The 13,864-nt window shown below is 67.1% G+C and carries 12 protein-coding genes; 3 read left to right on the forward strand and 9 right to left on the reverse strand.

The window, feature by feature from the left end:
• Positions 1-45: 45 nt before the first annotated feature.
• On the reverse strand, positions 46-2,313 hold the full coding sequence (locus N7367_RS06405; RefSeq protein WP_193395692.1) for a TonB-dependent receptor: 2,268 nt from the start codon (positions 2,311-2,313) through the stop codon (positions 46-48).
• Positions 2,314-2,473: 160 nt separating this feature from the next.
• Here N7367_RS06405 and N7367_RS06410 point away from each other — a divergent pair, with 160 nt between their 5' ends.
• Both N7367_RS06410 and N7367_RS06415 read left to right on the forward strand, forming a co-directional pair.
• Positions 2,474-3,496 (forward strand): TIGR00266 family protein, encoded by a 1,023-nt coding sequence (locus N7367_RS06410; RefSeq protein WP_053516031.1) that lies wholly within the window; start codon positions 2,474-2,476, stop codon positions 3,494-3,496.
• Positions 3,497-3,678: 182 nt separating this feature from the next.
• Positions 3,679-4,671: a patatin-like phospholipase family protein gene (locus tag N7367_RS06415; RefSeq protein ID WP_065174096.1), complete on the forward strand. Its 993-nt coding sequence runs from the start codon at positions 3,679-3,681 to the stop codon at positions 4,669-4,671.
• Positions 4,672-4,695: 24 nt separating this feature from the next.
• On the opposite strand, the gene N7367_RS06420 is transcribed toward N7367_RS06415, so the two are convergent.
• On the reverse strand, positions 4,696-5,181 hold the full coding sequence (locus N7367_RS06420) for an Lrp/AsnC family transcriptional regulator (RefSeq protein WP_053516027.1): 486 nt from the start codon (positions 5,179-5,181) through the stop codon (positions 4,696-4,698).
• A gap of 125 nt (positions 5,182-5,306) precedes the next feature.
• On the opposite strand from N7367_RS06420, the gene phhA reads away from it, so the two are divergent.
• Positions 5,307-6,200, forward strand: a complete 894-nt coding sequence (gene phhA / locus N7367_RS06425; RefSeq protein WP_053516024.1) for a phenylalanine 4-monooxygenase — start codon at positions 5,307-5,309, stop codon at positions 6,198-6,200.
• A 59-nt stretch (positions 6,201-6,259) separates the two neighbouring features.
• Here the strand turns inward: phhA and N7367_RS06430 are convergent, their stop codons facing one another.
• The 7 genes from N7367_RS06430 to N7367_RS06460 all read right to left on the reverse strand — a co-directional run bounded on the left by N7367_RS06430 (position 6,260) and on the right by N7367_RS06460 (position 13,854).
• Entirely contained in the window at positions 6,260-7,360 is a 1,101-nt protein-coding gene (locus N7367_RS06430) for a GDSL-type esterase/lipase family protein (RefSeq protein ID WP_279942003.1), read from the reverse strand.
• Between the two features lie 93 nt (positions 7,361-7,453).
• Complete coding sequence (gene kduD, locus N7367_RS06435) at positions 7,454-8,209, reverse strand: 2-dehydro-3-deoxy-D-gluconate 5-dehydrogenase KduD (protein ID WP_053516021.1); 756 nt, start codon at positions 8,207-8,209, stop codon at positions 7,454-7,456.
• Between the two features lie 80 nt (positions 8,210-8,289).
• Complete coding sequence (gene kduI / locus N7367_RS06440) at positions 8,290-9,138, reverse strand: 5-dehydro-4-deoxy-D-glucuronate isomerase (protein ID WP_053516019.1); 849 nt, start codon at positions 9,136-9,138, stop codon at positions 8,290-8,292.
• A 184-nt stretch (positions 9,139-9,322) separates the two neighbouring features.
• The gene (locus N7367_RS06445; protein ID WP_053516017.1) at positions 9,323-10,381 is read right to left on the reverse strand and encodes a LacI family DNA-binding transcriptional regulator; all 1,059 of its coding nucleotides are present in this window, start codon (positions 10,379-10,381) and stop codon (positions 9,323-9,325) included.
• 40 nt (positions 10,382-10,421) lie between these two features.
• A complete protein-coding gene (locus N7367_RS06450) occupies positions 10,422-11,981 on the reverse strand; it encodes a family 43 glycosylhydrolase (protein ID WP_279942049.1) in 1,560 nt (519 codons plus the stop codon).
• 46 nt (positions 11,982-12,027) lie between these two features.
• The gene (locus N7367_RS06455; RefSeq protein WP_053516013.1) at positions 12,028-13,311 is read right to left on the reverse strand and encodes a TRAP transporter large permease; all 1,284 of its coding nucleotides are present in this window, start codon (positions 13,309-13,311) and stop codon (positions 12,028-12,030) included.
• Positions 13,312-13,314: 3 nt separating this feature from the next.
• A complete protein-coding gene (locus N7367_RS06460) occupies positions 13,315-13,854 on the reverse strand; it encodes a TRAP transporter small permease (protein ID WP_053516012.1) in 540 nt (179 codons plus the stop codon).
• Between the last annotated feature and the right edge of the window lie 10 nt (positions 13,855-13,864).

The following is a 13,864-nucleotide window of genomic DNA, read 5'->3' on the forward strand; positions in this document are numbered from 1 at the left end:
GGCATTGCGCCGGCCCTTCTGCAGTGCGTCAGTACAGCGACCGCATCAGAACTTCGCGGTGAACTCCACGCCCCAGGTCCGCGGCTCGTTGAGGAAGCCGGTCAGGTTGTTGAAGTCGATCGCACCGACCACGCGGGTCTGGTTGGTGAGGTTGCGACCGAACACCGCCACGTCGTACTGGCCGTACTCCCAGTTGTAACCCAGGCGCAGGCCGCCTTCCAGCGAACTGCGGCTGCGGAACTCCGGCGACTCGTAGATGAAGAAGTTCACCGGGCTGCGGTAGGCCCAGTCGGTGTAGGCGTACAGCTCGCTGCCATCGGTGAGCGGGAAGCCCACGCGCAGGGTCATGTTGTGGATCCACTTAGGCGCCTGCGGCAGCGGATTGCCGTTGACCAGGGCGTAGGTGCCGCCGTTGATGACCGTGGTCGGATCAGTGATGGTGCAGCCACCGCCGCAGATCGCAACGGCCAGGTTTCCGTCCTTGATCTCGGTATCGTTGTAGCTGCTGCCCAGGGTCAGCAGGACGTTGTCGGCCAGGTAGGCCTCCAGGTCCAGCTCCACGCCCTGGCCGATGGTCTTGTCGGCGTTGAGCAGGGTGGCGGTATTGTTGCTGCCGCCGACCGCGATCAGCTGCTGGCCGTCGACGTCGTAGCGGAACACGCTGAACCCCAGGCGGGCGCGGCGATCGAACAGGTCGGCCTTGATGCCGGCTTCGTACGAGATCACCTTCTCGGAATCGGCCTGCGACACGCCACCGAAGGCCAGACGGCCCTGGATAGACGGTGCGCGGAAGCCCTTGGCCACGCGCGCATACGCATTGACGTTGTCGGTCAGCTTGTACACACCGCTGACATCCCAGCTGACGTCATCGACGTCGGTGTTGGCCAGGTACGGCCCGCTCACCGGGGTGCCGCCCTGCACGGCCTGCAGCACGCGCGCGGTGAAGTCCTTCTTGTCCTGCGTGTAGCGCACGCCGGCGCGCAGCTTGAAGCGGTCGGTGACATCGAAGTCGCCCGATGCGAACACCGCCCACGCCTTGTTGCGCTGGCTCTGCACGGCATGGCCGGTCTGCGGATTGCCCGGCGTCAGCGAGTCGTAGTTGAAGCTGTCGATGGTGACGTCTTCATCGAAGTAGAAGACACCGGCCTGCCAGTCGAAGCGGCCCCACTCATTGGATTCCACGCGGAATTCCTGGGTCCACTGGCGGTGGTGCGGCAGGCCATCGGCCGATTCGGACGGGAACGGAATGAAGCCCGGGCCATAATTGCCGGCGCCGAGGAACGAAGCACCGTAGCCACCGTCGATATCGCCGCGGTTGAGCGATTCGGCAGTCTCGTAACCGGTGATGGAGTGCAAGGTCACCGAGCCGAGGTTCCACTGCAGGCGCGCGCTGCCGCCCCAGGTTTCCAGGTCGGAGAAGTTCACGCCGTCGTTGGCCACCTTGTCGCGGTCGAAGTTCTCGACCAGCGCGTTGCTGCCCTTCTGGATGATGTTGGCGCGGAACAGGCGGGCGGTGCCGTTGAGCTTGCGCTTGTGCAGGTTGAACAGGGCCTCGAAATCGTCGCCCTCGTACAGGAACTGCACGCGGCCGGCAGCCTCGTCATAGCCTTCAAAACCACTGTTGGGCGCGCCGACGCGGGTGTTGTCGACCCAGTCGTCGCGGCGCTGGTAGATCGCCGAAACGCGTGCCGACCAGCGGTCGGTCAGCGGGCCGCCGTAGGCGCCCTGCACGTTCCAGCTGTTGTAGCTGCCGTAGCCGACGCGGACGTAGCCATCGGCATCCTGGGACGGACGCGCCGAATCGAACTTGACCACGCCGGCCGGCGTGTTGCGGCCGAACAGGGTGCCCTGCGGCCCACGCAGCACTTCCACGTTGGCCAGGTCGAACAACGGGAAGCCCTTCAGCAGCGGGCTTTCCTGCACCACGTCGTCGTACACCAGCGAGACCGGCTGCGAGGCATTGAGGTCGAAGTCGGTGTTGCCGAGGCCGCGCATGTAGAAGCGCGGGAAGGCACGGCCATAGGACGATTCGATGTTGAGGCTGGGTACGCGCGCGGCCAGGAAGCGGATGTCGTCGCCGGCCGAGCCGAGCACATCGAGCTTCTCGCCCTGGATCGCGGTGATCGCGACCGGCACGTCCTTGGCATTCTCGACGCGGCGCTGGGCCGTCACCTGCAGGGTATCGAGCGCGACCGGATCCTTGGCGGCGGGGGTTTCCTGGGCGGCTGCAACCAGCGGCAGCAGGGCGGAGAGAGCGGCAACGAGGGGGCGCGCGACCGGAATACGGCCGCGGGAAGTGCGGGTCGGGGACATGGCGGTAGGCTGTGTTTGGAGGGGTGGTAAAACGGCGCTACCAGATAATTGTTGCAATACAGCACCTGCGCCGCAAATGGCCGCTGTTCATGGCGCGGTCGCGGGCCACCGGGGAGGGTCGCTAGACTCGGGCTTTTCCACCCCGACCCGGCGCACCGCCATGACCCAGTGGTACTTCCATTCCTCCGCCCAGGCCGACCGCATCGGGCCGCTCGATGACGAAGCCGCGCGCCGCTACGCGCAGGCCAACCCCCGCGCGCTGGCCTGGTGCCAGGGCATGAGCGGCTGGACCGCCATCGCCGAGGTGCCCGAGCTGCAGGCGCCCGCCCCAGGCATGCCCAACACGCCGCCACCCGTGCCGGGCGGGCCTGCGCGGGGCCGGGCCGACGACATCGACTTCCGCATCGTCGGCCATGAGATGCAGTTCGTGGAGATCGAGCTGGATCCCGGCGAGAGCGCCATCGCCGAAGCCGGCGCGCTGATGTTCAAGGACGCCTCGGTGCAGATGGATACGGTGTTCGGCGACGGCACGCACAGCGGCCAGGGCGGCGGCATCATGGACAAGCTGATGTCGGCCGGCAAACGCGTGCTGACCGGCGAGAGCCTGTTCGCCACGCTCTATACGCATACCGGGCAGGGCAAGGCCAAGGTGGCGTTCGCCGCGCCCTACCCCGGCACCGTGCTGGCCATGAAGCTGGACCAGCACGGCGGCCGCCTGGTCTGCCAGAAGGACAGCTTCCTGGCGGGGGCGCGCGGTGTGCAGATCGGCGTGCAGTTCCAGCGCAAGATCATGACCGGCCTGTTCGGCGGCGAAGGCTTCATCATGCAGAAGCTGGAAGGCGATGGCTGGGTGTTCATCCACGCCGGAGGCTGTGTGGTCGAGCGCGAACTGGCCGCCGGCGAGCGCCTGGACGTCGATACCGGCTGCGTGGTCGCCTACCACCCGACGGTGGACATGGACGTGCGCCGGGTCAGTGGCATCAAGAGCATGGTGTTCGGTGGCGAGGGCGTGTTCCTGGCAACCCTGACCGGACCGGGCAAGGTCTGGCTGCAATCGCTGCCGTTCTCGCGCCTGGCCGGCCGGATGTGGATGGCCGCGCCGCAGGGAGGTGGGCAGAACCGCGGCGAAGGCTCGGTGCTGGGCGGCATCGGCCGCATCCTCGACGGCGACAACCGGTTCTGATCGCCCACGGGTAGCGCCGGGCCATGCCCGGCGAGCGCAGCGGCCCTGAACTGCCCGCCAGGCCATGCCCGGCGCTATCCATGGCGGTCCATGAATAGGGCGTCGTCCTGCCCTGCCCGGCCCGCCGTGGCTTCGGTATGCTGGCGCCCTTCCCTGAATCCGGCGCCGCGAGCGCATTGCCGATGAGCCTGTTCCGTCCCCGCGTGCTGCTGTCCGTTGCCCTGCTTGGCCTGCTGGCCGGTTGCGGTGGCGATCCGGTGCGTCCGGCGCCGCCGCCGGCGCCGACCGTGGTGCCGCAGGCCAAGCCGGTGAAGATCGGCATCGCGCTGGGCGGCGGCGCGGCCAAGGGCTTTGCCCACATCGGCGTGATCAAGATGCTCGAGGCTAATGGCTTCGAGCCGGTGGTGGTGTCCGGCACCAGCGCCGGCAGTGTGGTCGGCGCGTTGTACGCCAGCGGCATGGATGCGTTCCAGATGCAGAGCCGGGCCGTCGCGCTGGATGAAGCCAGCATCCGCGACGTGCGCCTGTTCTCCGGCGGGCTGGTGCAGGGCCAGAAGCTGCAGGACTACGTCAACGAGCAGGTCGCCAACCGTCCGGCAGAGCGCCTGAAGAAGCCGTTCGCCGCCGTCGCCACCCAGCTCGAAACCGGCGAACGCGCGATCTTCGTGCGCGGCAACGTGGGCCAGGCCGTCCGTGCGTCCAGCAGCATCCCCGGCGTGTTCGAGCCGGTGAAGATCGGCGGACGCAACTACGTCGATGGCGGCGTGGTCAGCCCGGTGCCGGTCGATGCCGCGCGCCAGCTCGGTGCCGACTTCGTGATCGCCGTGGACATCTCCAGCAAGGCCAGTGGCAAGGCACCGACTGACATGCTCGGCATCGTCAACCAGTCGATCGCGATCATGGGCCAGCGCCTGGGCGAGCAGGAACTGGCCCGCGCCGACATCGTGATCCGCCCGCGCGTGCTGGATATCGGTGCGGCTGATTTCAGCCAGCGCGGGACCGCGATCCTGGAGGGAGAAAAGGCGGCGATGGCCGCGATGCCGCAGATCCGCGCGAAGATCCAGCAGCTGCAGAAGGCGCGCGCCGCCGCGCTGGCACCGCCGCCGGTCGCCGCGCCGAAGTGCGAGGAGACCTCGCGGCTGGGCAGGCTGATGGGGCGCAAGGACAAGTGCTGAGCCCTCGCCCGCGCTGACCGGTGCTCAGGGTTCCAGCTGCGACAGTGGCAACGCCTGGAAGCCCTTCACCGTGCGCAGCACGAAGCTGGAATTGGCATCGGCCACGCCACCGGCATTGAGCAGGCGGTCCAGCAGGAAGCGCGAGAAGTGCTCGAGGTCGCGCACGTAGACGTGCAACAGGTAATCCATGTCGCCGGTGAGCGCATGGCAGGCCACCACTTCATCCCAGCCCTGCACGCTGTCCACGAAATGCGCGATGGCCGCCTGGTCGTGCTTTTCCAGTTGCACCCGCACGAACGCCTGCAGGCCCAGCCGCAGCTGCCGGGGTTCCAGGCGCGCGCCATAGCCGACGATCACACCCTCGCTCTCCAGCCGCTGCAGGCGGCGCAGGCAGGCGGAGGGGGAGAGGTTCACCCGGGCCGCGAGCTCGGCATTGGTGGCGCGACCATCCCGCTGGATTTCGGCCAGCAGGCGTATATCCGTGCGATCGAACTGGACTTCTCCGGCCATTGTTGCCCCGCAACATGGTAAGTACGCAAGGATATTGCGCCAGCAAGGTTATTCCGCGCAACTTTTGCAACCCTGTTGCGCCCGCCCTGCCCTAGCATCGTGGACATCCCTTCAAGGAGCGTCCCATGGATCCCGCCCAGCCCCGCCGCGTCGAACACCAGCAGACCGACAAGGGCTACGTGCCGGTGTACACCACCGCGCTCGTCGAGCAGCCGTGGGATACCTACAGCGCCGATGACCATGCGACGTGGAGCACGCTGTACCAGCGCCAGCGCGAACTGCTGGTCGGCCGTGCGTGCCGGGAGTTCCTGGACGCGCAGGACGAGATGGGCATGAGCGCGCACATGATTCCGCGCTTCGACCAGCTGAATGAAGTACTCGGCGCAGCCACCGGCTGGACGCTGGTGGGCGTGGAGGGGCTGCTGCCGGAGCTGGACTTCTTCGACCACCTGGCCAACCGCCGCTTCCCGGTCACGTGGTGGATCCGTCGCCCCGACCAGATCGACTACATCGCCGAGCCGGACCTGTTCCACGATCTGTTCGGCCATGTGCCGCTGCTGATGAATCCGGTGTTTGCCGATTACATGGAGGCCTACGGCCGTGGCGGTGTCAAAGCCCACGCCATCGGTCCGGAGGCACTGCAGAACCTCACGCGCCTGTACTGGTACACGGTGGAGTTCGGCCTGATCGATACCCCGGATGGCCTGCGCATCTACGGCGCCGGTATCGTCTCGTCAAAGGGCGAATCGCTGTACTCGCTGGAATCGGCCGCGCCCAACCGCATCGGCTTCGACCTGCAGCGCATCATGCGCACGCGCTACCGCATCGATACCTTCCAGAAGACCTACTTCGTCATCGACAGCTTCGAGCAGCTGATGCAGGCGACGTCGCCGGACTTCACCCCGATCTATGCCTCGCTGGCCGAGCAGCAGCACCTGCCGGCCGGTGACGTGCAGGCCGACGACCGCGTGTTCCAGAAGGGAACCGGCGAAGGCTGGGCCGACGGCGGCGACGTGTGATGCGGCAGGGGCATCCGTAGGGCCGGCTCCACGCCCGGCTCCACGCCCGGCTCCGCGGGTCAGCGCGGGTATGCCAGCAGCAGCACCAGATCCTCGTCACCCACCTGCTGCAGTGCATGCAAACTGCCTTTGCGCGTCAGCAGGGCATTGCCTGCGCTGACGTCGTACTGCGTGCCGTCCAGCACGTAGCTGCCCCGTCCGCTGACGATGTAGTAGATCTCGTCCTTGTGCTGCGGATGCAGGCCGATGCCTGCACCCTTGTGCAGCACGCGCTTGCGCAGCACGAACGGCAGGTCCTTCTCTCCGGCGAAGAACGGATAGGCCGTGGTCGGCCCGGCGCCACCATGCGGGCCGGGCTGGCGGATGGCGATGTCATGCTCATGGACCACGCGCGAGGGCTGCGCCGGTTGCCCGCCCTGCCCCGCCGCCGCGCTCACGTCACAGTCGATGTCGCGCACGAGTGCGTCTTCCAGTCCCGGCTGCAGCACCACCCACTCGCGCAGCACCAGGCAGGCGACGGCGTTGGCGCCGGCCACGCTGAAGTGGGTGCCGTCGGCCTTGCCCTGCTCGGGCACGAACAGGAAGTAGGGGCGTGCACCCCGTTCGCCCAGCGCGCGTATCCAGCGCGTGCTGCGGTCGTTGAGTTCGATCAGGGTCACGCGTTCGCGCGCGGCCAGCTGCTGCATCGCCTGTGTGTAACGCGCATGCGTATCCAGCAGCGAACCGAAGTCATACAGCAGCCGCGCCACCGGCGTGACCAGCACCGGCGTGGCGCCCTTGTCGCGCGCCACCTGCACGTAACGCATCAGCAGGCGCGGATAGTCGCTGTCCGGATCGGTATAGCGCGTGGGATCTTCGAACTTGGCGTCGTTATGGCCGAACTGGATCAGCAGCACGTCGCCACGGCGCAGCTCGGTGGCGATCGCATCCAGGCGGCCTTCATCGATGAAGCTGCGCGTGCTGCGGCCTCCCCGGGCGTGGTTGCGCACTTCGAACCGCGCCGGATCGAGGTAGCTCTGCAGGGCCTGGCCCCAGCCCGCCTGCGGCGCGCGCTCGGGACCGTACTCGGCCGCGGTGGAGTCACCGGCGATGAACACCCGCACCGGCGCCGCCTGCGCGGTGGTGCACGACAGCAGCAACAACAGCAACAGCCTTCGCATCGCGGCACTCCTGTAGAGCCGAGCCATGCTCGGCTGTTTTTCGATCAGAGCGCGACAGCCGAGCATGGGCTCGGCTCTACAGACCGGTGTGCCTCAGCGCGCCAACCAGCCACCATCGACCGGCAGCACGGCGCCGTTGATGTAATCCGATGCGCTGGATGCCAGGAACACCGCCGCGCCGGCCAGATCCTCCGGTGTGCCCCAACGGCCGGCCGGAATGCGATCCAGGATCGCCTTGTTGCGGTCGGCATCGGCACGTAGGGCCGCCGTGTTGTCCGTGGCCATGTAGCCCGGCGCGATCGCGTTGATGTTGACGCCCTTGCCGGCCCATTCGTTGGCCAGCAGGCGGGTGATGCCGGCGATGCCACTCTTGCTGGCGGTGTACGACGGCACCCGGATGCCGCCCTGGAACGACAGCATCGAGGCGATGTTGATGATCTTGCCGCTGCCCTGGGCGATGAAATGACGGCCCGCCGCCTGCGAGATGAAGAACGCCGACTTGATGTTGACGTTCATCACGTCATCCCAGTCCTGTTCGCTGAACTCCACCGCGTCGGCGCGGCGGATCAGGCCGGCATTGTTGACCAGGATATCCAGGCCACCCAGTCCCTCGATGGTTTCGCGCACCACGCGCTCGACCGGCTCGATGCTGATCAGGTTGGCTTCCACCGCCAGGCAGCGTCGGCCGAGCGCGGTGATCTTCTCGATGGTTTCGGTGGGCGGCGCGATGCCGGCCACGGCGACATCGGCGCCGGCGGTGGCCAGCGCAACCGCGATACCTTGGCCCAGACCGGTATTACCACCGGTTACCAGAGCGACTTTGCCTTCCAGGCTGAAGGGATTGGCCATTGCGTGTGCGTTCCTTGGTAGAGGTGTGCGTAATGCAGGCGAACGGCCACCGGCACGCGTGCGCGGCGGCCAGGCAGGACTTACTTGAGCTGGCAGATGTCCAGCACGTGCATGTCGGTGTAATCCAGGTTCTCGCCGCCCATCGCCCAGATGAAGGCGTAGTTGCTGGTACCGGCACCCATGTGGATCGACCACGGCGGCGATACCACGGCTTCGTTGTTCTGGATGACGATGTGGCGCTGCGCGTCCGGTTCGCCCATGAAGTGGTACACGCGGTCGTTGTCGCCCAGGTCGAAGTAGAAATAGACCTCGCTGCGGCGGTCATGCAGGTGCGGCGGCATGGTGTTCCACACGCTGCCGGGCTTGAGCACGGTCAGGCCCAGCAGCAGCTGCGAGGACTGGCAGGTGGCCGGCACGATGTACTGGTAGATGGTGCGCTCGTTGCTGGTCTCCAGCGCGCCGCGGTCCAGCGCTACCGCGTCCTTGATCGACAGCTGCTTGGTTTCAAAGCGCGCATGGGCCGGGGTCGAGGCCAGGTAGAACTGAGCGGGGTTGGCGGCGTCCTGCGAGGCGAACACGACGTCCTTGCTGCCCATCGCCACGTACAGGCCATCCTTCGGGCCCAGCGTGTAGACGGTGCCGTCGACGGTGACCGTACCGGTACCGCTGCCGACGTTGATCACGCCCAGCTCGCGACGCTCCAGGAACGGATGGCCGGCGGCCGACGCCGGTTCGGTCTGCACCGGCAGCGCCAGCGGCGCATCCAGGGGCGCCGCGCCACCGAGTACGAAGCGCTCGTAGTGGGTGTACTTCAGCGTCACCTGGCCGGGGTTGAACAGGCCGTCGAGCAGGTACAGCTCGCGCAGCTGGTCGTTGCTGGCGCCCTTGATGGCGTCGGGATGGGTGGCGTAGTGGGTCTTGCAGTACATGGCATCTCCAGAGCAGGGGGCGGGCCGATCATTCGGCCCCGGCACGGTTCAGGGGGATTCTAGCGACGTTGGTAACCGGTGTCATTTTGCGCCGCACGATAGCGCTCAACGGTCGCGGCAAGGTGAGGCGGCTTCAACGGAGTCGCAGGCAGGCCTGCGGGCTACCGGACTGATCCCCGCCGGATCAGTCCTCCGGCGGCTGGCAGGAGTCGCGCACGATCAGGTGCGGGCGCACGCTGGCGATCTGCAGCGCCGGCTGGCCGTCGGGCTGGATCAGCATCGCCGCAGCGGTGCGGCCGGTATCGCGGGTATGGCGCCGTACCGAGGTCAGCGACGGCCACAGGCGCGAGGCCAGCGGGCTGTCGTCGTAGCCGATGATGGACAGCTGGCGCGGGATGTTGATGCCTGCACGCAGCGCCACCTTGTAGATGCCCGCCGCCATTTCATCGTTCCCGGTGAAGATCGCGGTCGGCCGGCGCTTGCCCAGCAGCAGCTTCTCGGCGGCGGCCACGCCCGATTCAAAGGTGTAGCCCGCCTCGATGATGCGGTCCTTGGGCAGCTCGATGCCACGCTGCGACAGCGCATCGATGAAGCCGGCGGTACGCTCGTGCGCCGAACGATAGGCGCTGGGCCCGGTCACCAGGGCGATGTCGCGGTGGCCCAGCGAGAGCAGGTAGTCGGCCGCTTCGGCGGCGCCGTCACGATCGTGGGTGACCACCATCTGCGAACTCTCGTCCAGCGGCAGCGCGGCCACGCGGGTGAAGCGGCAGCCGATCTCATCCAGCATGTCCGCCAGCGCCTGGTCCTCGGAGGCACGCGGTACCAGGATCACCCCATGCAGCTTCTGCTGCTGCACGAAGCGGCGCACGCCGTCGATGTAGCCCGGGCTGCGGCTGTCGCAGGGGTGCACGACCAGCTCGAAGCTGGAACCGCGCAGCGCGTCGAGTGCACCGTACTGCATGTCCACGATGTACTGGGCGGTGGGGTTGTCGTAGACCATGCCGATCAGGAAGGATCGACGGAAGGCCAGGCCGCGCGCCAGCGGATCGGGCGTATAGCCCACCTCGCGCATCAGGGCCTCTACCTTGTCGCGCGTGTCCTTGCGCACCAGCGGTGAGTTGTTGATGATCCTTGAAACCGTTTTCTTGGACACTCCGGACAGTCGCGCGATGTCGTTGATCGTGGCTGCCTTGCCTTTGGCCAATGCCGGCGTGGCGGCATCATTCTTGTTGCGCACTGACATGTAATGGACCAGGTAAGTCGGGGGATTTCCGGCCGCGCACTCAGTCCAGCGCGCGGTAGCGGAAGCTGCGGAAGGTCACCGCACCGTCACCGGCAGCGTACAGCGCCGGCTTCAGGGCGAGAAACTTACCAGCCACATTGTGATGGTAACCCGAGGTTTCCATCTGAACCGGGTACTTCTGCCAGGTCCGGCCGTCGCTGCTGGTATGGAAGGTGACGATATGGCGGTTGTTGGTGACGCGCAGCCAGAGCCGCCCGCCGCGCTCGCTGGGCGCAAGCCGGGCAGGGCGTTCCTCGCCGTAGCGGTGCATGATGAACTGCTCGCCGTTGCTGCCCACGCCCACATAAAGACGGTCGCTGTAGAACAGCAGCGCGCCCCCGACTGCGCCCGGCGCTACCTCCAGCTCCACCTCGAACTGGTAGGCCGGATCGCCGGCGATGGTGGTCAGCGGAGACGCATCGCGCGGCGCACTGCCCTTGCCCTGCATCACCAGCCCATCGCCGCTGAAGCGCAGGCGCCGGTACTCGTCACTGCCCGGGTTGAAGAACGCCCACTGTGGCCCGAGCCTGCCGCCGCGGAAATCATCCGAAAGCGCCATGCCGTGCGGTGCCAGGGCGCTTCCGGAAGGCTTGCGCAGCGGTTGGCCGAGGTCACCGCCCCTGGCAACGAACCAGCCATCGTCCGTCCACTCGATCGGGTCCAGCAGGGTCTGCCGGCCCAGGGTCCAGAAGCCGTTCTCATACCCGTGATACATCATCCACCAGCGACCGTCGGTGCCTTCGACCACCGTCGCGTGGCCGCGTGACCACCACGGCTCGGACGCCGACTGCGTGCGCGTGATCGGATTATTCGGTGCGTTCTGCCAGGGCCCATGGATGGAACGCGAGCGCGCAGTGATCACCATGTGCCCGGTGGGTGGGCCGGCGGTGCCTCCCACGGCGGTGGTCATGTAGTACCAGCCCTCGCGGAAGTGGATCTTCGGTCCTTCCTGCGCATAGGCTTCCACATCCCAGCTCTGCGGATAGCGCCAGCCGTCGTAGACATGCTTCGGTGTGCCGACCACGCTCAGCCCGTCATCGGCCAGCTGCACATAGTCGCCTCCGCTGAGGAACAGGTAGCGCTTGCCGTCCTCGCCCACCGCATGGCCGGGGTCGATGTAGCCGCCCAGGCCGATGTCGATCGGATCGCTCCACGGCCCGCGGATGTCATCGGCCCACACCACGAAGTTGCTGCGGTGTTCGCCGGTCCGGGCCGGGAAGTAGATGAAGTAGCGACCCTGGTGCTTGACGATGTCCGGTGCCCAGATCGCACCCACGTTGCGGGTGATGGCATGACCCAGCGGCTGCCAGTTGACCAGGTCCCGCGAATGCCAGATCGGCAGGCCGGGATAGGCGTCGAAGGAGGACAGGGTCAGGTAGTAGTCCTGTCCGTCCTTCAGTACCGACGGATCGGGGCGGTCGCCGGCCAGCACCGGGTTCAGGTAGGTGCCGTCGCCGAGATCGGCCTGGCGCTGGTTCTCCAGCCCACGTGCCCAGGTTGGTGAGGCCGGGCCGGAGGCCAGCGCCGGAAGCGCGGCCAGAAGCAGGCTGGCCAGGGCCATGGCAGGGATGCGGCGAAGCGGACGGTGCATGGCAGCGGTCTCCGGCTCAGCTGCGCAGCGTGGCCGGCAGCCACAGCGACAGGGCAGGGAAGAAGGTGACCACCAGCAGCACGCCCAGCGCAGCGAACCAGAACGGCCAGATGGTACGCATGCTCTGGCCCACGCTGATCTTGCCGATGGCGGTACCGATGAACAGCACCGAGCCCACCGGCGGTGTCACCAGGCCCAGGCCGCCGGTCAGCACCAGCACCAGCCCGAAGTGGATCGGATCGATGCCGTACGCGCGCGCCACCGGCAGGAAGATCGGCGTGCAGATCAGGATCATCGGTGCCAGGTCCATGAAGGTTCCCAGCAGCAACAGCATCACCACGATCATCAGCAGCACCATGAACTGGCTGTGCGCGAAGGACTGCAGGAAATCCACCGCCGCCGCCGGCACCTGCAGGTAGGCCAGCAGCCAGCCGAATACCGCAGCGGTGGCGATCACGAACAGGATCACGCCGGTGCTGCGTGCGGCGTGGACGACCGTGGCGAAGAACTCGCGCCAGCGCAGTTGCCGGTACAGCACCGTGGTCACCAGCAGTGCGTACACCACGGCGATCGCCGCGCTTTCCACCGCAGTGAAGATGCCAGCGCGGATGCCGACGAAGATCAGCGCGACCAGACCGAGGCCGGGCAGGGCGGAGATCATCCGCAGCATCACCGCGCGCCAGCCCGGGAACACCTCCACGCCATAGCCGCGGCGGCGCGCGACGACGTAGCCGGTGATCATCAATGCCAGCGTCATCAGCAGTGCCGGAACGATGCCGGCCGCGAACAGATCGGCGATCGAGAGGCCGCCACCGGCTGCGGCCGAGAACAGGATCAGGTTGTGCGAGGGCGGAACCAGCAGCGCGACCAGGGCGGCGGTGATGCTGACATTGACGGCGAAATCGCGGTCATAGCCGCGCTTGACCATCTGCGGAATCATCGTGCCACCCACCGCCGAGACATCCGCGATGGCCGAGCCGGAGACGCCGCCGAAGAACAGCGAAGACAGGATCGAAACCTGGCCCAGGCCACCACGCAAGCGCCCCACCAGCGAGGACGCCAGCGCGATCAGGCGCTCGGAGATGCCGCCGCGCATCATGATCTCGCCAGCGAAGATGAACAGTGGAATGGCGATCAGCGATGCAGACCCGGTACCTGCCGAAATCTGCTGGACCAGAACGATGGACGGGATGTCCAGGTAGAGCAGGGTGGCAAGGGCGGCCGCAGCCAGCGCGTAGGCCACCGGCACGCCCAGCAGCAGGAACACTGCGAACACCGAGAACAGAATGGCGATACCCATGGATCAACGATCTCCTTCAGCGTCATCGGCGGCAGCGTCTGCCGGCGTGGACTGCGTGGCCTTCCACGCACGGTTCAGCGCGAACACCACCATCAGCACGCCGCCCAGCGCCAGCGGCAGGTAGTTGATGCTCTGCGGAAGCTCGGCACCGGCGGTCTTGATGTCCAGGCCGTCGAGAAGAAGCTCGGCCGACCACACTGCGATGAACGCGCCCAGCACGGCCACCACCAGTTGCACCAGCACGTCCACAGCGCGGCGCAGCGCCGGCGCCATGTAGGCATGCAGCAGGAAGAAGCCGAAGTGGCGGTTGGTGTGCACGCCACAGGCCGCGCCCAGGCTCATCGCGGTGCTGAGCAGCAGCAGGGTCACCGGCTCGGTCCAGCTTGGGGAATCGTTGATCACATAGCGCGCGAAGACCTGCCAGCCCTGAACCACCACCAGCCCCAGCAGGGCCGCCACGGCGGTGTAGATGGCAATGTCGGCGACGCGGTCCAGCAGGCGCTGCCCGGGGCCGGGTGGGGAAAATGTCGTCGTTTCGGTCATGGCTGTGTCC

The sequence above is a fragment of the Stenotrophomonas sp. GD04145 genome (genome assembly GCF_029835135.1).
In the GTDB taxonomy this organism is placed as follows: Bacteria; Pseudomonadota; Gammaproteobacteria; order Xanthomonadales; family Xanthomonadaceae; genus Stenotrophomonas; species Stenotrophomonas maltophilia_P.

Coding starts and splice junctions, on each gene's coding strand:
- N7367_RS06405 (WP_193395692.1), bottom strand. CDS start 2,313: ATGTCCCCGACCCGCACTTCCCGCGGCCGTATTCCGGTCGCGCGCCCC.
- N7367_RS06410 (WP_053516031.1), top strand. CDS start 2,474: ATGACCCAGTGGTACTTCCATTCCTCCGCCCAGGCCGACCGCATCGGG.
- N7367_RS06415 (WP_065174096.1), top strand. CDS start 3,679: ATGAGCCTGTTCCGTCCCCGCGTGCTGCTGTCCGTTGCCCTGCTTGGC.
- N7367_RS06420 (WP_053516027.1), bottom strand. CDS start 5,181: ATGGCCGGAGAAGTCCAGTTCGATCGCACGGATATACGCCTGCTGGCC.
- phhA (WP_053516024.1), top strand. CDS start 5,307: ATGGATCCCGCCCAGCCCCGCCGCGTCGAACACCAGCAGACCGACAAG.
- N7367_RS06430 (WP_279942003.1), bottom strand. CDS start 7,360: ATGCGAAGGCTGTTGCTGTTGTTGCTGCTGTCGTGCACCACCGCGCAG.
- kduD (WP_053516021.1), bottom strand. CDS start 8,209: ATGGCCAATCCCTTCAGCCTGGAAGGCAAAGTCGCTCTGGTAACCGGT.
- kduI (WP_053516019.1), bottom strand. CDS start 9,138: ATGTACTGCAAGACCCACTACGCCACCCATCCCGACGCCATCAAGGGC.
- N7367_RS06445 (WP_053516017.1), bottom strand. CDS start 10,381: ATGTCAGTGCGCAACAAGAATGATGCCGCCACGCCGGCATTGGCCAAA.
- N7367_RS06450 (WP_279942049.1), bottom strand. CDS start 11,981: ATGGCCCTGGCCAGCCTGCTTCTGGCCGCGCTTCCGGCGCTGGCCTCC.
- N7367_RS06455 (WP_053516013.1), bottom strand. CDS start 13,311: ATGGGTATCGCCATTCTGTTCTCGGTGTTCGCAGTGTTCCTGCTGCTG.
- N7367_RS06460 (WP_053516012.1), bottom strand. CDS start 13,854: ATGACCGAAACGACGACATTTTCCCCACCCGGCCCCGGGCAGCGCCTG.